The 22,724-nt window shown below is 52.0% G+C and carries 19 protein-coding genes; 7 read left to right on the top strand and 12 right to left on the bottom strand.

Going from position 1 to position 22,724, the window contains the following annotated elements; translation table 11 throughout:
- The first annotated feature begins 33 nt into the window (after nt 1-33).
- Nucleotides 34-1,131, top strand: a complete 1,098-nt coding sequence (locus ACYVBJ_RS20005) for an alkene reductase (protein ID WP_460984078.1) — start codon at nt 34-36, stop codon at nt 1,129-1,131.
- A 156-nt stretch (nt 1,132-1,287) separates the two neighbouring features.
- On the opposite strand, the gene purQ is transcribed toward ACYVBJ_RS20005, so the two are convergent.
- The 6 genes from purQ to ahcY form a co-directional block, all read right to left on the bottom strand.
- Nucleotides 1,288-1,974, bottom strand: a complete 687-nt coding sequence (gene purQ / locus ACYVBJ_RS20000; protein ID WP_460984077.1) for a phosphoribosylformylglycinamidine synthase subunit PurQ — start codon at nt 1,972-1,974, stop codon at nt 1,288-1,290.
- A gap of 114 nt (nt 1,975-2,088) precedes the next feature.
- A complete protein-coding gene (locus ACYVBJ_RS19995; protein WP_460984076.1) occupies nt 2,089-3,027 on the bottom strand; it encodes a bifunctional metallophosphatase/5'-nucleotidase in 939 nt (312 codons plus the stop codon).
- Entirely contained in the window at nt 3,005-3,745 is a 741-nt protein-coding gene (locus tag ACYVBJ_RS19990) for a 5'-nucleotidase C-terminal domain-containing protein (protein WP_460984075.1), read from the bottom strand. Before ACYVBJ_RS19990 ends, ACYVBJ_RS19995 begins: the two co-directional genes overlap by 23 nt.
- Nucleotides 3,746-3,793: 48 nt before the next feature.
- Nucleotides 3,794-5,437, bottom strand: a complete 1,644-nt coding sequence (locus ACYVBJ_RS19985) for a M1 family metallopeptidase (RefSeq protein ID WP_460984074.1) — start codon at nt 5,435-5,437, stop codon at nt 3,794-3,796.
- A gap of 270 nt (nt 5,438-5,707) precedes the next feature.
- The gene (locus tag ACYVBJ_RS19980; protein ID WP_460984073.1) at nt 5,708-6,856 is read right to left on the bottom strand and encodes a hypothetical protein; all 1,149 of its coding nucleotides are present in this window, start codon (nt 6,854-6,856) and stop codon (nt 5,708-5,710) included.
- A gap of 166 nt (nt 6,857-7,022) precedes the next feature.
- Nucleotides 7,023-8,333: an adenosylhomocysteinase gene (gene ahcY, locus ACYVBJ_RS19975; RefSeq protein WP_460984072.1), complete on the bottom strand. Its 1,311-nt coding sequence runs from the start codon at nt 8,331-8,333 to the stop codon at nt 7,023-7,025.
- 410 nt (nt 8,334-8,743) lie between these two features.
- On the opposite strand from ahcY, the gene ACYVBJ_RS19970 reads away from it, so the two are divergent.
- Nucleotides 8,744-9,235, top strand: a complete 492-nt coding sequence (locus tag ACYVBJ_RS19970) for a GNAT family N-acetyltransferase (protein ID WP_460984071.1) — start codon at nt 8,744-8,746, stop codon at nt 9,233-9,235.
- A gap of 84 nt (nt 9,236-9,319) precedes the next feature.
- Here the strand turns inward: ACYVBJ_RS19970 and ACYVBJ_RS19965 are convergent, their stop codons facing one another.
- Both ACYVBJ_RS19965 and ACYVBJ_RS19960 read right to left on the bottom strand, forming a co-directional pair.
- Entirely contained in the window at nt 9,320-9,982 is a 663-nt protein-coding gene (locus ACYVBJ_RS19965; protein WP_460984070.1) for an SGNH/GDSL hydrolase family protein, read from the bottom strand.
- Between the two features lie 99 nt (nt 9,983-10,081).
- Nucleotides 10,082-11,389: a UDP-N-acetylmuramoyl-tripeptide--D-alanyl-D-alanine ligase gene (locus tag ACYVBJ_RS19960; protein ID WP_460984069.1), complete on the bottom strand. Its 1,308-nt coding sequence runs from the start codon at nt 11,387-11,389 to the stop codon at nt 10,082-10,084.
- Nucleotides 11,390-11,492: 103 nt separating this feature from the next.
- Here ACYVBJ_RS19960 and ACYVBJ_RS19955 point away from each other — a divergent pair, with 103 nt between their 5' ends.
- From ACYVBJ_RS19955 to ACYVBJ_RS19945, 3 genes are all read left to right on the top strand, one after another.
- Nucleotides 11,493-13,733: an FG-GAP-like repeat-containing protein gene (locus tag ACYVBJ_RS19955; RefSeq protein WP_460984068.1), complete on the top strand. Its 2,241-nt coding sequence runs from the start codon at nt 11,493-11,495 to the stop codon at nt 13,731-13,733.
- A 140-nt stretch (nt 13,734-13,873) separates the two neighbouring features.
- A complete protein-coding gene (locus ACYVBJ_RS19950; protein WP_460984067.1) occupies nt 13,874-14,239 on the top strand; it encodes a hypothetical protein in 366 nt (121 codons plus the stop codon).
- A 434-nt stretch (nt 14,240-14,673) separates the two neighbouring features.
- On the top strand, nt 14,674-15,576 hold the full coding sequence (locus ACYVBJ_RS19945) for an FRG domain-containing protein (RefSeq protein ID WP_460984066.1): 903 nt from the start codon (nt 14,674-14,676) through the stop codon (nt 15,574-15,576).
- Nucleotides 15,577-15,587: 11 nt separating this feature from the next.
- Here ACYVBJ_RS19945 and ACYVBJ_RS19940 read toward each other — a convergent pair whose 3' ends face one another.
- The 3 genes from ACYVBJ_RS19940 to ACYVBJ_RS19930 form a co-directional block, all read right to left on the bottom strand.
- On the bottom strand, nt 15,588-15,923 hold the full coding sequence (locus ACYVBJ_RS19940) for an outer membrane beta-barrel protein (RefSeq protein WP_460984065.1): 336 nt from the start codon (nt 15,921-15,923) through the stop codon (nt 15,588-15,590).
- 344 nt (nt 15,924-16,267) lie between these two features.
- Nucleotides 16,268-17,449 carry a sensor histidine kinase gene (locus ACYVBJ_RS19935; protein WP_460984064.1) on the bottom strand — a complete coding sequence of 394 codons (1,182 nt, stop codon included), beginning with the start codon at nt 17,447-17,449 and terminating at the stop codon, nt 16,268-16,270.
- 7 nt (nt 17,450-17,456) lie between these two features.
- Nucleotides 17,457-18,263 (bottom strand): alpha/beta fold hydrolase, encoded by an 807-nt coding sequence (locus ACYVBJ_RS19930; protein ID WP_460984063.1) that lies wholly within the window; start codon nt 18,261-18,263, stop codon nt 17,457-17,459.
- A 459-nt stretch (nt 18,264-18,722) separates the two neighbouring features.
- On the opposite strand from ACYVBJ_RS19930, the gene ACYVBJ_RS19925 reads away from it, so the two are divergent.
- Together ACYVBJ_RS19925 and ACYVBJ_RS19920 are read left to right on the top strand one after the other, a co-directional pair.
- On the top strand, nt 18,723-18,974 hold the full coding sequence (locus ACYVBJ_RS19925) for a sensor histidine kinase (protein WP_460984062.1): 252 nt from the start codon (nt 18,723-18,725) through the stop codon (nt 18,972-18,974).
- Between the two features lie 676 nt (nt 18,975-19,650).
- Nucleotides 19,651-21,360 (top strand): CocE/NonD family hydrolase, encoded by a 1,710-nt coding sequence (locus tag ACYVBJ_RS19920; protein WP_460984155.1) that lies wholly within the window; start codon nt 19,651-19,653, stop codon nt 21,358-21,360.
- Between the two features lie 372 nt (nt 21,361-21,732).
- On the opposite strand, the gene ACYVBJ_RS19915 is transcribed toward ACYVBJ_RS19920, so the two are convergent.
- Nucleotides 21,733-22,488 (bottom strand): SDR family NAD(P)-dependent oxidoreductase, encoded by a 756-nt coding sequence (locus ACYVBJ_RS19915; protein ID WP_460984061.1) that lies wholly within the window; start codon nt 22,486-22,488, stop codon nt 21,733-21,735.
- Between the last annotated feature and the right edge of the window lie 236 nt (nt 22,489-22,724).

The raw sequence follows: 22,724 nt of genomic DNA, 5'->3' as shown, positions 1-22,724 counted from the left end.
CAATACAAATCTCGACAACACAGCACACAGCTCATGGCACAAAAACTGTTTTCGGAAGCAAAACTGGGCAGCCTAACGCTCCAGAACCACATCGTGATGGCCCCAATGACCCGGAACCGGGCGACCACGGATCACAGCGTAACTGACATCATGGCAACCTACTACGAACAACGTGCTTCGGCCGGGTTGATCATTTCTGAAGGAATTGCTCCTTCGCCCAATGGTAACGGATACGCACGGGTGCCGGGCCTTTATACTCCTGAGCAGGTAGCAGGCTGGAAGAAGGTAACCGACGCCGTACACGCGAAACATGGACAGATTTTTGCGCAGCTAATGCACACGGGACGTATCAGCCACCCCGTGAATATGCACGAAAACAGCCAGGTGATCGCTCCTTCGGCCATTACGGCCAGCGGGCAGATTTATACCGATACGCACGGTATGCAGGACCATGCCGAACCACGCGCTTTGTCGACCGAAGAGGTTAAAGAAGTGATTCAGGAGTTTGTACAGGCGGCAAAGAATGCCATTGCAGCCGGATTCGACGGCGTCGAGCTGCACGGAGCCAATGGCTATCTGATTGAGCAGTTCCTGCGGCCGAGTTCGAACCAACGCACCGATGAATACGGTGGCTCGGCTGAAAACAACGCCCGTTTCGCCCTCGAAGTAGCCGAAGCCGTTAGCAACGCTATTGGAAAGGATCGGACCGGCATTCGCCTGTCGCCTTATGGTGTTTTCAACGACATGCCGTACTCACCCGAAGACGATGTTATTTATCATTACGTAGCGGAGAAGCTGTCGGATTATGTCGTGTACGTACACCTGGTCGATCACGCGTCGATGGGTGCTCCGGCCGTTGATCCGGCTATTGTGGAAGCCATCCGCAGTACCTTTAATGGCACTGTTATTTTGAGTGGCGGCTACGATGCAGATCGGGCCGAAGACGCCCTGCAAAGTGGACGGGCCGATTTGGTTGCCTTTGGCCGTCCGTTTATTGCCAACCCTGACCTGGTTGAGCGCTTAAAAACGGCTGCTGAGCTGAACCAACCCGATTTCTCGACGTTTTACACCCCCGGCGAAAAAGGTTATACCGATTATCCGGTGCTGGAAACGACTCCGGCTCAGGTTTAATTTACTACTAAGTAGAGGTTGCTGACGTGTGGTCCGCCGTGGCGGGATCACACGTCAGCTATTTGTCCGTAATCCACGTTTGTTTAGAACGTAACGTCCTGATACCAGAAAGCCCCAGCCTGTTCAGGTTGGGGCTTTCTGATTGTACGAAATAATCTATACTAACACAGTTTTCAGTACCTGCTCCAGAATGAGTCGGCCATCGGTATTGCCGAGCGCCGGGTCAGCGGCCCGCTCGGGGTGCGGCATCATGCCGAATACGTTCTTGCCTTTATTGGTGACGCCCGCAATATTTTCCAGACTGCCATTGGGGTTCGCCGATTTGGTGATGGCACCGGTTTCGTCGCAGTAGCGGAACAGGACCTGGCCGTTATCATTCAACTCTTTAAGCGTATCGGCATCAGCGAAATACCGACCGTCGCCGTGCGCCATCGGAATTTTATAAGCGGGGCGATCCAGACCAGCCGTCAGCAGGGCGTCGGGGGATTGGGGCGTCAGGTAAATATTTTTGCAGATGTACTGCTGATTGGCATTCTGCAGCAACACGCCCGGCACGAGTCGGGCTTCGGCCAGAATCTGAAAGCCGTTGCAGATCCCCATCAGATAACCTCCCCGGTTGGCGTGGGCAATTACCTCGTTCATAATGGGCGAAAACCGCGCTACAGCCCCCGTGCGCAGGTAATCGCCGTACGAGAAACCGCCGGGCAGGATGATAAAATCACAGCCCTGCAGGTCATGGTCTTTATGCCAAAGTTTAACGACCTCCTGGTCCATCAGTTCCAGCGTGTCCACTGCATCCTGATCGCAGTTAGAGCCGGGAAAAACTACAACGCCAAATTTCATGGGAGAACGAGATAAAGAATGAAAGGGTGAAAGAGCGAAAGAGCGAAAAAAGAACCAATCGCTCTTTCACCCTTTATCTCTTTCGCTCTTTAAGCTATTACAAAGGTACTGAGTTTATTTCACTTCTACCGACTGCCCCGATACGCTGGCCTTACCCCGCTCAAACGTCAGGTCAAGTCGACCAAGGTTAATGCCCGCAAACCCCACCTGATTGATCCAGACGGGCTGGCCATCGAGGTTATTCACGGCAACGGGGGCATTCAGGAACGTATGCGTATGACCTCCAATGATGAGGTCGATATTACGGGTCTTAGCCGCCAGTACGTTATCGGAAACGGTGGGTTCTTCGTACTTGAAACCAAGGTGCGACAAGCAAATAACGTAATCACATTTTTTCTCGTTCCGCAACCGGGCTGCCATATCATTTCCGACCTCGATCGGATCGAGGTACTTCGTTTCCCGGTAGGCGTCCTTCGGGATTAGGCCGTTTGGCTGAATCCCCAGCCCAAACACACCAATCCGGATGCCGTCTTTGACAAAGATTTTGAACGGGGTTGTTCGCCCGTCGAGTACGGTGTTTTTAAAGTCGTAATTCGCGATCAGGATCGGGAAACTGGCTTTGCCAAACTGCGTAACCATATTGTCGATACCGCCGTCGAAGTCGTGGTTCCCAATCGTACCGGCATCGTAGCTGAGCTGGTTCATGGCCAGAATTTCGGGCTCGCCTTTGTAGAGGTTAAAGTACGGCGTGCCCTGAAACATGTCGCCCGCGTCGAACAGCAGCACCTGACGCGGACTGCCGTTTACCTGTTCGTTACGTATCTGCCTAATAAGCGTAGCACGGCGGGCGATGCCCCCTTTACCGGCGTTGCGGCTGCCGTCCATCGGGAACGGATCCAACCGACTGTGTACGTCATTGGTGTGCAGAATCGTCAGCGATGTTGATCTGGCGACATGGGAATTTGCCAGTAGATCGGGCGTAACCGAGCCGACAACGGCTGCGGTGCCGATGAGTTTCAAAAACTGGCGTCTATTCGATGCTGATGCGTCCATCGGAAGCTGGAGTAAGAGGTTGACCACTCTTGCCCTGTTCGCGGAAATAATCGATCAAGGCATCGCGGATGAGGTAATTAATGGTTTCGCGCTTGACAGGATTCTTCAGAAAACCGGCGTTATCGCCCCCGTCGGCTACGTAGTCGCTCATGGCGACGGTATACGTCTCATTGGGCTGAAGCGTCCGGCCGTTCGTAAACTGAACCGACTGCACCTGCTCGTTGTGGACTTTGGCACGTAGCCCACCAATCACCAGTTTGTTGCCGTTGGCGAAGTGGTTCAGCAGTTGCAGCAGCATATCGCCTTTAACGGTCAGAATAACGAGCTGATTGTCGAACGGCATCACTTCAAAGATTGAGCCCGTTGTAATGTTCCCCGCCGGTAAGTTATTCCGAATGCCGCCGTAGTTCAAATGGGCGCAGTCGAGGGGTTTGCCGTAGCGTTTAGCGGCCTGTTGCAATAGCGCATCCGTCAGCAGATCATTCAGCGGACCTTCGGGCTGGGCTTTTTCAATACTGGCTGTGGAGCGTGTCAGCACCTCATTCATGGTCCTGTCGAGGCCCTGCCGGTACGGTCTTAGAAAATTGGCCACGCTGCTGTCGGCCTGCGCCGTTACCGAATCAACCCCAATCCGGGTAGCCGTTCGGTTGGTGAGGTGATAGCCGGAGTGGCAGGCTGTTAAACTCGCCAGAGCTATCCATAAAATGTGTTTTTTCATACGTACTGCAAGTTCGGAAAATAAGTCCGGTCCCGCTTCAACAAATCGTTAGTTAACCGTCATAGCCCGTAGGTCGAACAGGCCATAATCGGGGTTGATCGTCACGGCGTCGGCTGCCGATTTGAGTTTGGTCGTCGACCATTGGCGGGTAGGCTGAAGGGTTTGCCAGCTCCCTGATCCGCCCCGTACCTGAACCGGCAGATTAAAGCCATCTGCATCGGCAGCCCAGCGGTACGAAATCTCGACTTCATTGCTGCCTGTGGCGTTTACCTTATACTCTAAAACGGGCAAGGCAGCCGTGTACAGATATTGATTGAACAATGGCTTGAGGTCAAGGCCAGTTTTGGTGCATAAGAACGTAACGACTTCTTCGGTTGAAACGATGGACAACCGTTTTTCGGTCGCCAGGGCTTTAATCGCAGCAAACCAGTTCGCATCATTATTGACCGCGTGGCGAAGGGTGTGCAGCATCCAGGAGCCCTTGTAATAAATATCCGTGTCTTTCTGATCGGCGTTTACGCCCATCGGTCCAACCATCGGAAATCGGTTTTGAATAAGCTTACGCTGGCCTCGCAGGTACTCGGCGGTTTTGGGCAATCCCTGCGTGCACTCTATAAACAAGGCTTCGGCATACGTAGTAAACGACTCATGAATCCACATCTCGGCGTGGTCAGCGCAGCTCAGGCTGTTACCAAAATATTCGTGGCCGCTTTCGTGGATGATAATGAAGTCGAACCCGGACGAATTATTATGGTACCTGTTGCCGTACGCTACTGCACTCTGGTGCTCCATGCCCCAATACGGCGTCTCGACTAGTTTGTAGCCGTCCTGCCAGAAGGGGTATTTGCCGAAGTGGGTTTCGTAGCAGGCCAGCATGGGCTTTACCTGCTCAAAATGGATTTTTGCTTTTTCCCGATTACCCGGCAGCACGAAATAATCAAGCGCTAGTTTCTGGCCATCGTTCGCGATGTATGTATCCTGAATATGGGCGTAGTCGGTGATGTTGAGCGTTACGTTGTAGTTGTTGATGGGGTACTGCACGTACCAGGTCCACTCCGTTTGCCGACCACCGTTCGCCGGTTGCTGGCTCACAAACTTCCCGTTCGAGACGCAGGTCAGGCCTTTGGGTACCCGGCAGCGAATGCGCATGGAATCGGGCTCGTCGGACAGGTGATCTTTGTTGGGCCACCACAAACTAGCGCCCGCTCCTTCGCAGGCTACCGTTACCCAATCGGCGTTTGCAGCTGTTGTGGTGTCTTTACGCCAGACAAACCCCCCATCCCAGGGCGCATTCTTGGCCACCTGCGGACTACCGGCATACGTGATCGTCAGTTCGCGAATCTGGCCGGTTGGCTGCGCTTCGTTCAGGGTGATGAACATGGCGTTGCCATCGCGGGTGTAAGCTACCGATTTGTTCCCCTGCGTAATCGACTTCACCTGCATATTGGCGAAGAGGTCGACCTGCATCCGCTGAAACGGCTTCACAACTTTATACCGGATGGTGTTGCTGCCTTCAATACGTCGGGTGGCCGGATCAACGCTCAGGCTCAGGTCGTAGAACGTAACGTCATAACTGGTGCGTTCGGGGCGTAAACTCCCGCGCAGCGAATCCGCGTGTGAAAACGGTTGTGAAGGGATTTGTGCCCACCCGGAAGCGGTGAGCAGGCAACATAATAGGCTAAACAGACGCATAGAGACGTAAGCAGAAGCCGCTTTGCTGAAGCAGGCAACGTAACAAAGTTACAATCGGAACCGGCTGGTTGGTTCCTATTTCCTTCGCTTAGACAAAGAAAGACGTATCACGTCCTGAAGAATACGCTGATTCTGTACGGTCTACTTTTTACCGTATCTGTTCCGTTGTCTACACCGAAAAAACGCCGAGGAACTGCTGATTTTTCTAGAGCAGAAGTCAGACGAGTAACTGGATTTCGTGGGCTTTATGAACCCTTACCTTTACCGGCTTTAAATCAGACTACCAGGTAAGAGAATGACCGTAGGCTCGGGGCGGTAGCTCACTTTCCGGACGCGCCCGAAACCACCCAGGCCAATCTGTACGTTGAGCAGGCCACCCGAGAAGGGTTTGGTATCAATCATCGGGCTGTACGATACTTTTGTGCGGATGAACCAGAAGCTGGTTTCGGTTCGGTCGGGCCGTCGGCTATTATCGCCTAGCTTAAGGTCAAGAATAAGCCCTATGGCTGGAGCATGACTCAGAAGAGAATACCCTTTGTAGCGTTCATCGTTCCGGTCGCGGGGAACCATAGTCAGGAGCCGGTAGCCCACATACGGAATCAGCCGACTGCGGGGCGAGTCGTGGGCAGCACGACCTACGCCTACTTCAAATAAGGCCGTACTGGCTCCCATACCTCGTTCCCAACTCTGGTTATGATACGAAAATCCCGCCCGGATGGTGCCGTTGTACAACGTAGGATGTAATAGCAGAAATGTACGATTAAACGCAATATCGAGACCGATTACCACGCCGGCCGGTGGGTTGAGGGTACTGGCCAGCGGACCAACGGGCAAGGCACCCCCGGCCCCGAAAAATACCCCGTAGCCTATTTTCGACGCCTGATACGTCGTGACCAGATCGGGCACATCATAGAGCCGCTGGGTGACCTGCTTCTGCCAGCGCTGCAAAGCGGCCGCATCATCGCCCCCACCGGTTTCGGCCCGGAACCGGTTAACCTCGGCCCCTAGCTCAGCATTGGTCAGGTACTGAATCTGCGTGGCCTGCTGTTTAAATCGTCGGTCGGCACCCAGCGCAATCAGCTTGGCTTTCATCTGCCGGGTATGCACTTCTACCAGGTCGAACAGCACCTGATTGTACGCCAGCGTCCGTTGATTACGTGCCGTTTCGGATACCCACGACAAATTCCGGAACATTAAACAGAAGGCGTCGATAGCGGGCGGGTTCCAGATGGATGTCGGCCGTACTTCGTAGCCGATCTGGTAATAAAATTCTGATCCACCCAGGCCCGGTTGAATGGGTGCGTGAAAATCAGCCAGTTCAAGTCGACGGGCAGCGCTCCAGTGCAGCGTATCAATTGTCGTCTGCTGCGCCATGCACAGGAGAGGAGACAACAGTAGCATCAGGAGCAGTCGGTTCATACCAGTTCTGAGGGAAAGGACGTCCACAAAGGTAGTGATGTGAGGCAATTGTAAATCAATACGTTCAACACCAAACCTAAGCAAATATAATGCAAAAAGCGCGGCCCCGTTTCCAGAGCCGCGCGTAAATCCAGATCGCACGGGGTGACCCGTGCGGTTCAGACGATTAGTACCGGTACATCTCTGATTTGAATGGACCTTCGACCGTTACGCCGATATAGTCAGCCTGTTCCTGCTCCAGCGGTTCGAGTCTGGCTCCAACGTGGGCCAGGTGCAGGGCAGCTACTTTCTCATCAAGTTTCTTGGGCAGTACGTATACTTTGTTTTCGTACTTGTCCGAGTTGGCCCACAGCTCTAACTGCGCCAGTGTCTGGTTCGAGAACGAACACGACATTACGAACGAAGGGTGACCCATTGCGCAGCCCAGGTTCACCAGACGACCTTCGGCCAGGACGATGATTTCCTTGCCGTCGACTTCGTACATGTCGACCTGTGGTTTGATCTGGCTCTTGCTATGACCGTAGTTTTCGTTCAGCCACGCCATGTCGATCTCGTTGTCGAAGTGACCGATGTTGCAGACAATGGCTTTGTCTTTCATAGCCTTGAAGTGCCGATCTTTGATGATGCGAACATTTCCGGTCGCCGTCACAAAAATCTGGGCGCGGGGAACAGCCTCATCCATCGGAACAACCTCGTAGCCATCCATAGCGGCCTGCAAGGCGCAGATTGGGTCGATTTCGGTTACCAGCACGCGGCAACCGGCACCCCGTAACGATTCGGCCGATCCCTTGCCTACGTCGCCATAACCGGCAACAACCGCTACTTTACCCGCCAGCATCAGGTCGGTTGCCCGCCGGATTGCGTCGACCAGCGACTCACGGCAGCCGTATTTATTGTCAAACTTCGACTTCGTTACCGAGTCGTTCACGTTGATAGCGGGCAGATGCAACGTACCGTTCTTCATCCGCTCATACAGTCGGTGAACGCCGGTTGTTGTTTCTTCCGACAGGCCTTTTATACCCTGAATCAGTTCAGGATACACATCAAAGACCATGTTGGTGAGGTCACCGCCGTCGTCCAGGATCATGTTGAGCGGCTGGCGATCTTCGCCGAAAAACAACGTCTGTTCGATGCACCAGTTGAATTCTTCTTCGGTCATTCCTTTCCAGGCATACACCGGAATACCAGCCGCAGCGATGGCGGCAGCCGCGTGATCCTGCGTAGAAAAGATATTGCACGACGACCAGGTGACATCAGCCCCTAGCTCGACGAGCGTTTCAATTAAAACGGCCGTTTGGATGGTCATGTGCAGACACCCGGCGACGCGAGCACCCGCCAACGGCTTCGACGGTCCATACTCGGCGCGGAGGGCCATCAAACCCGGCATTTCGGCTTCGGCAAGCCGGATTTCCTTGCGGCCCCATTCGGCCAGCGCGATGTCCTTAACCTTGTAGGGGACGTACGTGGAGGTTTCCATACTATAGTTTTCGTTTTCGGTTTCAGAGCGATCGGACTGATCTTCCAAAACCGGCTTGAGTTCTTACTAAAATGCAAATTTACAAGGCGTATCTCAGAAAGGCTAACCGTTTACTCCACCAGAGGTGATTTAATCAGGCAATCGCTTCAATTTCAAGCCCGGAATCTGTATCGGATACACCCTGAATGCCCCTGCCGATTAACACAAGAGGATCGTATCTCTTGAAATAAGGGCTGTAAATTACCCAAACAGTACAATCTACTACGTGTTCAGTATGGCCGCGTCGATTTTGTCAATACGTTTGTTGAGCAGGTGAGCGATTGGTAATGAATTACCTGGTCTGGATTTCGGTTTTATGACAACGATGCCTTAGTGTATGCGAATTAGTGGACCCAATTATTTAATTACGCATGAGCGCCATTTCAATTATTCCATATACAGCCGATTATCAACCCGATTTTAAACGATTGAATATTGAATGGATCTCGCACTACTTCACAGTCGAACCCCATGACTTAGAGCAGTTGGATCACCCGGAGAGGTATGTGCTGCCTAATCAGGGACAAATTTTTCTTGCCAAACGCTTGTCTGACCAATCCGGTAATGGACCGACGAAGGAGGAAATCGTAGGTTGCGTCGCTATGGTAAATATGGGGGCATCGGGTTTTGAGCTTGCGAAAATGGCGGTATCGCCAACAGCTCAGGGGCGGGGTGTTGGCCGGATGCTCTGCGAAGCTGCCCTCAGTTACGCCCGTCAGATCGGCATAAAAACGGTTTGGCTCGAATCGAACCGGCGCTTAACGCCTGCTTTAACCTTGTACCAGAACGTTGGCTTTCGGGAGGTTCCCCGTGTAGAAACCCCCTACGCCCGCGCCGACATCCGAATGGAAATAAATTTATAAGTCAATTTAATAGCTTGCCGTGGCGACGCTATGCACCAGCAAGACGCTACGTGTAAGTGATGTTATCGTTGACCACAAATCGCTTTACTTAAGGTACGGGGCCAGTACCTGGGTCCACCGTTGATAGCCTTTTTCGGTCATGTGCAGGCTATCGGATCTGAACAATTCGGGGATGGGCTGCCCGTTTGGCTGGAGCATCGTAGGCCGGATGTCGACAAAACTTGTGTTTGATTTGCGGGCCAGAAAACGCTGAATCAACTTGTTGGCTTCATCAACCTCGGCAAAATATTTCCGGCGCGAGGGACTCGGCTTGATCGCAATAAAGGTAAACGGAACGTCGGGCAGCTTTTTGCGAACGTAACGGAACAACGTAACGAACCGCTTGTACGTCTGCTTGCCGGTTTGTTTGCCCGATGCAATGTCGTTTTCACCGGCATACACCACCACTTGCTTCGGCTGGTAGTTGACAATGAGTCGGTCGGCGAACCGGATCACGTCGCTTAGCTCCGAACCACCGAATCCCCGGTTCAACACGGGTTTGTTGGGGAAATCGGTCGCTAGACTGGACCATAGGCGAATGGATGAGCTGCCCGTAAATACGATAGGGTGCTGCGGGGGAGGAGTCGTTTTGTCAGATTTCTCGAATGCCTGAATTTCCGGCTCATACCGGGGCTGCGTTTGGGCCTGGGTGAACCCGGCTACGAAAACCAGCAAGACTACGTTAACAACCCGAATCATGTAATGCATATTAATTGATTTAATACCGGCCGTGTCAGCGGCCCGTCAGATGGTCGGAATAGAAGTTGCTGATGCATATCCCCGCGTCATCAATTACCTACTCGCTTGTTATATGAAAGGCACAACGGTCTCTAAACTCATGCCCCGCGACCCTTTTATTAATACGTAGGTGTCAGTCATAGGGTTGTCCATCACCCAGTTATGCAACGAAAATTTATCGGGGAAGTAATACGCTTTGGGTAGATAGTTTAGGGCGAATTTCATGTCTTTACCTGCCAGAATAACGGTGTCGAATTTAGCTTCGGCGATTAGCTTACCCAGTGCTGCGTGTTCGGCTTCGCTTTCGTCGCCCAGCTCATACATATCGCCCAGGATCACCATTTTGCGTTTAGCGGGCATGGCCGCAAACTGCCGAATAGCCGCGGCCATCGAACTGGGGTTGGCGTTATACGCATCCAGCAGAACGGTATTCGTGCCTTTTGCAACAATCTGCGACCGATTATTGGTTGGATTATAGTCGGCCACGGCATGGTTCGCGTCCTGGAGTGATATACCAAAATACTGACCGATGGCCAGTGCGGCCAGGATGTTCTCGAAGTTGTGTCGGCCGGGTAAGTGCGTCGTGACTTCTTCGCCGGTCGCGTCACGATACTTAACCACCGGCGATTCCTGAAGCAGTTCGGTGGGGTCGCCGGGGTAAAAAATCGCTTCGGCAAACGTAGTTTCTGACCGGATGCGTTTCAGCCGTTCGCGGTACATGGCCGTTAGCACCGTATCGCGGGAGTTGATGAAGACTGTTCTGGCGTTTTGAGCCAGGTAATCATAGAGTTCCCCCTTGCCTTTACGGACGCCTTCAATTCCACCGAAGCCTTCCAGGTGCGCCTTACCGACGTTGGTAATCAGGCCGTGCGAAGGCTGGGCGATGGAACAAAGCAACTCGATTTCTTTCTGGTGGTTTGCGCCCATTTCCACCACCGCCAGCTCGCACTGTTCATTCAGCGACAGCAGCGTAAGCGGTACGCCAATGTGGTTGTTGAGGTTGCCGACGGTGGCATAAGTCCGGTAGTTTTTCGACAGCACCGCGGCAATCAGTTCTTTGGTCGTGGTCTTGCCGTTGGAGCCGGTCAGGCCAATGACCGGGAACGTAAAGGTTTGGCGGTGATGGCGGGCCAGATCCTGCAAGGCCGTCAGACTATCCGGAACGAGCAGGCAGCGCCGATCACGGTGGGCAACGGCCGGATCGTCGACAAGGGCGTAGCGAGCGCCTGCGGCCAGGGCCTGTTCGGCGAATTGATTACCATCGAAACTCGCGCCCTTAAGGGCCACAAACAGGCAATCGGGCGTAATCCGGCGGGTATCCGTCGATACACCGAGGCATTCCTGAAATTTATGGTATAGTTGTTCGGTAGACAGCATCACAAAAGCGGGGCTTCTTCGTTCTTTGGTAAGAGTATCATCCAACTTGTCAAGAGCCTGTCAGTAGGGCCCCCGGATGATGATAAGAATCCCTCAAATATAGATGAAAAAGGCGTTTACGCTGGTTGGTTGTCTGCTGGCCGTAGTTGCTCAGGCGCAGTCTGGCGGAAAAATTTCGTTTCGGTACGATCAGCGGCCCACCGTCAGCATTGACGGGCGTGCCGTGTTGAATCCGTGGGTGGGTGGCCTGAATGCAACTCAATACTCGACCATGCGGCTGAACGACGATTCACGCGACGATCTGGTTGTGTTCGACCGGACCATCAACAAGGTACATACGTTCGTCGCCATCGATAACCCAACCGGTACCGGCACCGCCTGGCAGTACGCCCCCGAATACGAAGCGGCATTTCCGTTTGTGTACAGCTGGATGCTCCTGGTCGACTACGACGGTGATGGACGCAAAGACATGTTTACCTACGGAACAGGTACGGTACGCGTTTTTCGCAACGAAGGTCAGAACGGCCAGCCTCTGTTTCGGCTCGTCAGTGACCGGCTCATTACTGAGGGATTCAACGGAAAGCTGCCTTTGTACGTAGGAGGAACAGATATGCCCGCCATCACGGACTATGACGGCGACGGCGATATCGACATCATTACGTTCGATCCGAGCGGAAATCTGGTGTCGTATCAGCAGAATATGAGCATTGAAACGACTGGCAAAAAAGACATTTCGGATTTCAAACGCATGGGCGGCCTTTGCTGGGGACACTTCACGAAAGAGTTCTGCAACGACTTTACCTTCGGCGTTCAGTGCGATACAGGTACGGGCGCGGGCCGAGTTGATCCGAAACCGAGCGGAGCCCGGCCTCAGCATACGGGCAATACGCTCATGGCGATCGATGCCAACGGCGACGGAACCAAAGACCTGCTGTTCGGCTTTGTCGCCTGCGAAAACACCGCCTTGCTACGTAACACGGGCCCCAACTCAGAACGAGCCAATTTCACGAGTTTCGATAGTCTGTACCCAGCCCGCGAGCCCATTCGCTTCCCGGCTTTTCCCGCTACGTTCTGGGAGGATGTCGATGGCGACGGACGAAAAGATTTACTGGCCTCGCCTAATGTCGACCTGAATGATGGGCTGGCCTACGATTTTAAAGCCTCGGCCTGGTACTACAAAAATACAGGCACGAATCAGAAACCGGACTTTCAGTTGGTCCAGAAGAATTTTTTGCAGGATGACATGATCGACCTGGGCGAACGGGCGGCTCCCGCGCTGGCTGACCTCGATGGCGATGGGGATATGGATCTGCTGGTCGGCTATAGTGGTACGTCCGTTGGCAAGGAATATCGGGCGGGTATATGGCATTTTGAGAATAAGGGTACCCTTCAGAATCCAGCTTTCGCCCTCGTAACCACCGATTACCTGAGTATCAGTAAAACCATTGCCTTAAGCAACGTAGTGCCTTCGCTTGCGGATGTCGACGGCAATGGCAGCGTCGATCTGGTGTTGACCGGAAACGGCAGCCAGGGGCTCGACATTCGGGTGTTGTTCAATGCAGCGCCGAAAGGAGCGGCCGTTCAGTACAGTTTAGCGAGTGCGGCCAAGTGGCCCACGCCCGATCGGGTGCAGCTCAGCGAATTGCCGACGGTGGTCGATGTGGACCGGGACGGAAAGCCGGATCTGCTGGTTGGAAAAGCCGACGGAACAATCCATTATTTCCGCAATGCCGGAACGGCAACCGCCCCCGTTTTTCAACTGCAGAATCAGAATTTTGGTGGGTTCACGGTTGCCAATTCGTTCGATACGAAGGCGCGGTCGCTGGTGGTCGCTGACCTGAACGGCGATCAGAAAAACGAACTGATCGCGGCTACGCAGAATGGGCAGGTACGTGTGTACCAGTTCCCCGACCGGCCCGACCAGTCGCTGACCCTGCTCGATTCGCTTGTGTCCATCGGAACGCCCGGTCTGGAGTTGATTGCCACTGCCGCCGACCTCGACGGCGATCAACTGCCCGACCTGATGCTGGGGAGCCGGACGGGTGGGCTGCGGTACCTCAAAAACACCTCGCAAAAGGTCGTCGTGACGGGTATTGTAGAAGAGCCGACTGGTCCGTGGGCGTTCCCGAATCCAACGGATCGGTACCTCACGGTACGTCCGCCTTACGAGGGTCGCCTGGAGTTGATTTCGTTGTCGGGTCAGTCGATGTTACCCGTTCAGGCGGTTCGGGCGGAGGCAGAAACGGTACTCGATCTAAGCAGTGTGCCCGACGGTACGTATATTCTGAGATTGCTGGCCGACAACCGCCCGGCGCAGGTGCAGAAAGTAGTTGTCTGGCGATAACGGCAAACTCTTTTCCGGATTCGTGGTTAGTGAACTGTTGACGCATTGCCTGCCGGTGAACCCCGTTATTGGGGCAGGCATCAGGTCATTACTTACGTATTACTAACCTTGGCGGTTACTCGCCGAAAGTCGTTTTTTATATGGAAAATATAAACAATGCTGATCAGCAGCCAATAGATGAAAATACGGGTGGCCCCCTGGAAGGTATGTCGCCCCAGCATACTAATATGCCCGAAAACAATAACGAAGAGGACGTAATTGCGTACGCTGGTTTAGGCGTAAACAACGACCCCGACGTAATGAATCGGGGCGACGATGAAGCAATCGATACGCTTTTGTATACCGATACCGCTACGGCCCGCCATGCTACGGATGAAGTATCGAACGCCGAAGATATGGACGATTTGCCCAGTGATTTGCTGGATGACGACCTCTCCGACGATGAGCTGGATCAGGAAATATCCGAACTCGCCGAAGACGAGGAAGAAGGAAACGAACGCTATTAATACGTTAGAAGTAACGGTTTTTGTCCCAACTGGCAGTATGCTATTTGGGACATTTTTTTTGCGTATATTCCATCCCCTCACCCCTTGCCTTTCTCCCGGTAAGAGAAGGGTAAATTAGATCAACATATACCAGTTTCAGATACGTACTGCGGTTAGTTACCCCTCCCGGCCTCCCCTTCGAGAGGAGGAGTTTTAACCGGCTGGTTCTGTTCCTGCCTTTCGGGGAGAGGTTGGGAGGGGGGCAGCAGAACTAGCGTTTGGGGAAGGGAGTGCAGGAAGTCCGCAGTGTCTCTTGAAGAGTATTGGACCCGTTCTGTACAGTAGCCTAACTTTTTACCGCCAGACTGGGGTTGTAGGCAACTCTGGTTCCTAACAAGAGTTGATCAGGACAGTTGATGTGGCCCACTGGCCAATTGCCTTAACTGTGAGCAGCTATGGATGAGACACGCGCCACGTCGTGGGTTCAGTTGATTGATTATTTGTACGAAAACGCCTGGACGCCCGAACTAGGCCGATTTCGACCGTCGTTTGCGTTTCGCGGACTCGCCGATGTCAATTTTACGCTCGATACGTCGCTGATGCGGATGGGCGACGAGTGCGGAACTATTGAAGGGCACCTGCTCCGTAATTTTAAAAAATACGCTCTCAACAACGTCGCCGAACGCGACTCGTTCTGGTACTGGCTGTCCGTAGCACAGCACCATGGATTGCCAACGCGGTTGTTGGACTGGACATTCTCACCTTACGTAGCACTCCATTTCGTAACGGCGGCTCTGGAGCTCTACGACCGCGATGGCGCTATCTGGTGCGTTGATTACAAAAAGGTTCACCGCGAACTGCCACGCTCATTAAGTAAGCTGCTTGAAGAAGAAGGTGCCGACGTGTTCACCGTCGATATGCTGAGCCAGCTGCGTTCCCTGCGCGAGTTTGACAACCTGGCCGATGATTCGTTCGCGCTTTTCTTTGAGCCGCCTTCCATTGATGAACGGATTATCAATCAATACGCGCTTTTTTCGGTAGTGTCCAATCCGGCAATAGGCATGAGTCAATGGCTGGAAACGCGCCCAGATATGTTTCGCCGGATCGTTATTGACCACAGACTCAAGTGGGAAATCCGGGACAAATTAGATCAGGCGAATGTGAACGAACGTGTGCTATTCCCGGGCCTGGATGGTCTCAGCCGCTGGTTACGTCGGCAGTACATTCAACCACGCGCGGCTACTGAAGCATCAGATCAGGAGATCGTTCAGGAAGACCAGCAGCAGGCTGCTCCGGACAACGTAAAGGCTGCTGACTACCTGAACGGTAATCAGCAGCCTTCTATGAAAACGGAATAAATATGGGGAATCTACCGGCCGAGCGGCAGCAGGTAAGCGATGGATAGCATGGTGTTCTGCGGTTTCGTTTGCGATCCCCCGTCGTTCTGCCCCGACACCAGGTAACTGTACCGATCTTCGAGCTGAATCTTACCCGGACCAGCCTGCAAGGCAATGCCCAGGCCACCCGTCGCGCCGTAGGCGAGCCGACCTTCGTTGGTCACGTCGAGCGCCTGAGAACCCGACTGGCCGCTTTCCTGCGCTGAAACGGTGCCGTTGATTGCATACGTAGCGACCGGACCGGCATTGATGAACACCCGCAGATTGGGCTGGCCAAACGTGGCTTTCAGCAGGACGGGCACTTCCATCTGGACGAGTTCACTAACGAACTGGGGTTGGTCACTTTTCCGATATGAAGAAGCTTTATCCAATAAAAATCCTACGGTAGCCGAAGTAGAATTAGACTCTGAAGATACTAAAACCATGCTTTTTGGGATTTTGGAGGCTACTAATCCATGGATATTCACACGCTCACGGTCGAATTCATCGATTATAGAGCGATTTGTGAGATGTTGAAACCCCTACGGTAAGTTGACCATTGACAGCTGCAGTCGGGTATTGATAGCCAATAACTTTCGGAAGGGGCACACCGATGAGACAGGACAACCCAATAATAGGTGTGCCCCTTCCGAACGAGCGAGAAAACATACGATTAGGATGTCAACGGTAAAAATAGAGTCATCGTCGTGCCCTGTCCTTCATAGGAATCGGCCCGGATTACCCCATGATGACGTTCCACAATCTTTTTGGCTAAGGAGAGCCCTAACCCGATCCCTGGCGTGTGCGGATCTAGTTTCTTTAAGATGCCAAAGATTTCCTCCCGATACTGATTGTTAAACCCCATCCCATTATCGCTCACCAGAATTCGGGCATAGTCAATGTACTGGTATTTGTCGGGCGTGGTCTGGTACCGATTCTGACTCACCACACTACCGCTGACGACCACTACCGAGGGCAGTTCCAGCCGACGAAACTTCACCGCATTGTCTAACAGATGACCAAATAAACTCAGTAACTCGGCTCGGTTACCCATAATCGTTGGTAAACTGGCTACCTCGAACCGAATACCCGTTGCACTATACGCGGCCACCGCTTGCTCCACTAAGGCCGTTAAATCGACCAATTCATCCGCCGATCGGATTGGCTCAAAGGTGAAGTATACCTGCAAATCGTGAATAAGCTGGCGCAAGCGGGTACTAGCCCGAACAATGCCATTTACTCCCCGCTGACCAAGATAACTCAACCGATTGGTATCTTCCTGGTTTAGTGCGCTGGCCAACAGATTGATCTTGCGCAATGGCTCCTGTAAGTCATGAGCGATAATGCGCCCGAATTGCTCCAACTCGTCATTCCGCTGCTTCAGGTAAGTCACCTGGCGGTCCATATCGGCCTGGTGCTGATCCAGTTGCTGCTGGAGAGCTATTAACTCCTCATTTCGTTGCAGCGCCTGCTCGGCTGCCTGCTTACTGGCGAGCAGCTCCTGCTCGTATTGTCGACGCTGATAAACCGGCATCAGACACAGGTAGGTAAAGCTTTCTCCCAATGCATCCTCCTGCCGAATGGCATTGAGCAGAACCGGAATGCGCACGCCAGACTGGGTCTGTAGGGTCAGGTAGAGTTCATTAGCGAGCTTACCCAAGGCGATCAAGGGGTACAGGTTCGTTTGAAAATAGATTCGACTCGCCCGGGTTAACACCACATCCATTCGTTGCCCTACCAGCCTGCCCGGCCCGTAACCCAGCAACTGCTCAGCAAAGGGATTCAGGTAAATAATCTCATGCTGGACATTCAGGGTGATCAGTCCCCCCGGCATCAGCGTCGCTATTTCCGGCATAGACGACTTAGTTGACGGATTGCAGGTAGTGCTGGATAGCTGCAATGGTCTCAGCCGGGTCACTTAAGTGAGGGGAGTGTCCCTGGACCTGGATCACCCGCAGGGTACTCTGAGGCATGTGTTGCACCATGTATTCGCCCACGCCAACGGGGGCAATATCATCGGCGATCGATTGAATAATCAAGGCAGGATGCCCGATCTTGGCTAAGTCCAGTCGATTATCGCCCAGGAAAGTGACCCGGGCAAACTGCTGCGCTACAGCCTGGTCCGTGGCGCAAAAGCGTTGGGTGAGTTCCTGACCTAATTCAGGCCGTTCCGCATTGGCCATGATAGCGGGCCCCATGACAGTTGCCCAGCCCAAAAAATTGCTGTCCATCGTGTCCAGCAGTTCCTCAATATCGACTCGCTCAAACCCCCCGGTATAACCTTTCTCATTGATATAATGGGGCGAGGGACTTACCATAATCAGCCGCTCGAAGCGGTCTGGCTCCTGGATCGAAGCTAATAGGCCAATCATGCTGCTGACCGAATGACCTACAAAAATAACCTCTTTAAGAGCTAGATCCTGACAGATGTCGAGTACGTCCTGAGCATAGCCTTGCAGGCTGGCGTAGCGTTCGCGGTTATAGGCATCCCGGGAAGCCTTCCCATGGCCGATATAATCGAATCGAATGACCTGATAGTTTTCTTCAAAGGCGGGGGCCACGTAACGCCACATAGTCTGGTCACACCCAAAGCCATGGGCAAATAAAATCGGCTGGGTGCCGTTACCGGTGATTGTAATGTTGTAGCGGTTCCTAATCGAGTGGGTCATCGTTACGGTATACTGCCTATAAGCTTTACCCTACTACTAGGTGCTTTTAGTCAAAGATACTGAATTGAATCCACTCCTACGGTTTAAATTGAAATAGTCAGCCATCCGTCCACAATTCCATTCAGTACGGATAAAAAGGTAGTACCCAAAGGGCACCTTTTCGGCTACACCCATTTTGCGAGGTCTTATCAACAGCGGATTGTGCGGATGATCATGCCGACCTCAATCGGGAGCTTAGAGAACAGACTGACGGAAAGACTGGGTGGTCTGCCGGTATCTAAGTAATCTCGTTAAGGGCTTACCCTTGCCGCGTCGTTTGTGTTTACACGAACGGGAAGCGTAATACTATCCTGCTCCTTCCAGCGTGTAGACCGGCTTGGTCGATTACCTTTAGCTTGCCTACTAACCGATTCATTTTGGAATGGGCAGCTGATACACCTAGAGGAGGTACCCCCTTCGGTGAAGCCCGTCCGGCAGGCACAAAGCTATTACCTAATCCAGGTTACGGACAATGGCATTGGGTTTGAGGAGAAAGATCCGGACCGCATTTTTCAGGTGTTCCAACGGCTGCATGGTAAAGGTGAATTTGCCGGAACAGGTATTGGCCTGGCCATTGGTGAGAAAGTAGTAACGAATCACGGCGAAGCCATTACGGTCACCACTCAGGTAGAAAAAGGGGCTACTTTTTCGATGTATCTGCCGTACATCTAACAAAAAAAGCGGTGTTTCCAGGGTAATCCCTCTAGGCCTTGCAAAGGGGTATTAGCCACGGTCCCCGCCGACGCTTGATAGGACGCGGTCCTCAGGGCGAATCGCTGAGCAACAGGCTGACGTTTCCCATCCAACCTGGCTTCAAAAATTTATCGAAAAGAATAGGAGTGCATATAAACAATACGGATGTTCCAGATTGGTAGCTTCTTCCATAAACAGTTACGGTACGTTCAGGAATTATCACAGCGCTATCAGGAAGACAATATCTTCAGTTCAGAGAAATCCAAAAACTGATTATCCAAGCTTAACTTTAGGATGTCTAGAAAGGAGTTACTTACAGCTGTTATAGCTTCACCTGCCGCTTTCCTGGCTAAATACTTGCTGGTCCTATGTCGCTTTATACGCCCGAATTAATGAGCGGATACATGAATACTGATTTGTCTCATTCGGGAGGGTTTGGCGAGGCCTTGTAACTTCTAGGGCTTGTTTTAACTTTTCGCCGGATTGGTTTTAGTATGCAACAAAAACAACCAGTTGCTGTCCTTAGAAACCCGATGGCCTGAAGAAACGGGCTTGATTCAACGAAGTAGCAGAAGCGCTTGCTAGTCAATAACAGTACGTCAAAAGTATGAATGCCATAAACACAACAAGACTTAGTTGGATTGCCCTTTTTCTATTGGTAGCTCGGTTCACCTACGCCCAACAGACCCTCCGGACGAAAAGAGAGGAGGCCCAAAGTAATTACGACGTACAGGATAGCATCTTGATAAAAACCCAGGATGGCGCAACCCTCTCGGCTATGATGGTCCGAAAAAAAGGAGTAACCCAGCCCCTGCCCGTGGTCTTTCAGTTTACCATCTATGTGCGCGATTCTGGACGAGATATTGAGTCGTTGAAAGAAGCAGCCGATAACGGATATGTGGGCGTTATTGCCTACACAAGAGGGAAACGATTCAGCCCTAACCAGATATACCCTTACGAACATGAAGCGGCCGATGCTTATGATGTGATTGACTGGATCAGTAAACAATCGTGGTGCAATGGCAGCGTGGGCATGTTTGGTGGTAGCTATAATGGGTTTTCGCAATGGGCGGCTTGTAAAAAACTACATCCGGCCCTGAAAACTATTGTGCCGTATGTCGCCAACAGGCCGGGAATGGGATTACCCATGGAAAACAACGTATTTGTAAACCCTAATTACGAATGGGCATTCTACGTTGGCAATAATAAGTACCTCGATACCCTTACCGGAAAGGATAGAAAGCGTTTCCGAAACGTGATGTTTGACTGGTGGCGAAGCGGAGCGGCCTATAATAAAATGGACAGCATAGACGGAGCACCAAACAAATGGTTTCAACGTTGGATTAGCCATCCTGACCTTGACCGGTATTGGCAGGCGATGGCTCCCTATGAAGGCGACTTTAAACAAATCACCATTCCTGTTCTGGCTTTTGACGGCTACTACAATGATTCACAAAACTCGAGTCTGTATTATCTAAAAGAGCTTCAAAAATACAATCCGAAAATACCTTGTTACCTGGTAATTGGCCCTTATGGACACTTTGGCACCCAGATCGGCGGAGAACGCGTGGTTAACGGTTACCCGGTGGATTCGGTAGCCTTGTTCGACATTAAGAAAGTAACTTATCAGTGGCTTGATTATGTATTAAAAAGCGGCCCGAAACCGGCCATGTTGAAAGATAAGATCAACTATGAGGTTATGGGTGCGAATGAATGGCGCAGTGCTCCTTCGCTCGCTAAAATGAACAATGGGTTTTTAACGTTTTACCTGACCGACCAAAAAACAAACGCATTCTATTCATTAAGTCAAAAAAAGCCATCAAAAACAGGTTATCTAAGCCAAAAGGTCGATTTCTCTGACCGGCAAACTAGTAATAATGACTATTATCCTGACCCGATTGAGCGAAAGGAAGTCGACACGAGCAATGGCTTTGTATTCGTCAGTGAGCCCTTACCGGAACGCCTGCTGGTGAATGGCTCATTCCTCGGTCAACTCAGCATCAGTATCAATAAAAAAGATGTAGATCTTGGCATGACTCTATATGAGTTAACGCCGAGTGGCAAGTATTTTCATTTGTCCTATTATATTGGTCGGGCGAGTTATGCAAAAGATATGACGAAACGAACTTTGCTGAAGCCAGGTGAACGAACGACCCTTGATTTTTCAAACACGCATCTGGTTAGTAAACAGATAAGCAAAGGAAGCCGGCTGGTATTGGCCGTCAACGTCAACAAGAATCCTTTTTCCCAACTGAATTATGGAACAGGAAAAGAGGTAAGTACGGAAACTATACTGGATGGTAAAGAGCCGTTGCAAATAAAGTGGTACAACAGCAGCTACATCAAAGTACCCGTATGGCGATGACGCGCAGCGACTAGAGAAGCTATTGTGGACTGCTTGAGAATGCTTCAGTATCCGATTGATGTGAGATAACTTGTAGTAATCTCGACTTAATCTGACGCTTTGGCTGGTTGATTTCTTGTTAATTTGCCATCTCGCCAAACGCCCGTTTTCCCGAAACAATGATATTCCTGGAAAATGGCTACTGTCTTGTATTGCCATCTTAGTAATCAACCGCAACGGGGGCCCGTGTCTTATTTTCAGTTAGTGGTTGAGATATTGATACACACAATTATTATTTGTCTGCTCTCTTGCTGACTGTCAAGTGACGGATTTAAGGTCGGCCAGCCGTACAAAACGGCGGAACCGCCTTAAGTGGATTTACAGCGGCTAAGGTCAATACGTAGCCCGTCCGCCGGACAGGTCGAAAATAAAGCCCGTGGTAAAACTCGCTTCGGCCGAGACAATCCAGGCCGCCAGGGCCGCTACTTCGTCTACGGTGCCCAGGCGTTTCATCGGAATTTTCGCGGTCATATAAGCCAGTTGTTCTGGCGCGGTGTTTTCGTTCATGGCGGTTCTGATTACGGCCGGAGCCAGTCCGTTTACCGTAATGCCGGTTTCGGCGTACTCTTTCCCGATGCCTTTCACCAGACCAATAACGCCTGCTTTCATAGACGAATACCCTGCCATAAACGGATTGCCTTCTTTACCGGCAATGGATGCCAGGTGAAGAATTCGGCCGTAGTTTGCCTTCTCCATCGCCTGAATGGCATACTTCGTCATCAGAAAAGCCCCGCGCAGATTGATCTGATAAACCCGGTCGTAATCCTCTACGGAATAGTCGGTGATTTTGGTGCTGGTCGGGCCCACAATTCCGGCGGAGTTGACCAGAATATCCAGACGGCCATAGGTCTTTTCAACGGCCCGTATAACCTCCTGAACCGGCGTTTCCTTCGCTATATCAACTACGTGGCCGGACACGACGTACCCTTGCTGGGTGAGTTCGCCGACGGTACGTTCCAGTAACGCCTGATTAATGTCGATCAACACGACAAGGGCACCTTCCGCAGCGAGTCGGCCCGCAATGGCTTTTCCGATGCCTTCGGCTCCGCCCGTAATCACCGCAACCTGGTTTATAAATCGTTCTGACATAAACGAAATGCGCTTGTAATGATGGATTAACGTATTGGTTCTGGCACATTGGATGCCTGAAAATAGGACTGTGATTGCCGACCTGATTGTCAACGATTCGGTCGCAGCAGGCAAGTAGCCAGCCTATAGAAGCCAAAACAACGTAACGGCTTACTCAATCGTTATAGCAATTATTAACGAAGCGGTAGGAGTAATTGCCATCGCTCAACCGCTTTGTTATACCAACGAAGACAAAC

Source organism: Spirosoma fluminis (assembly GCF_054778895.1).
This window is presented reverse-complemented; position numbering and strand designations above follow the sequence as displayed.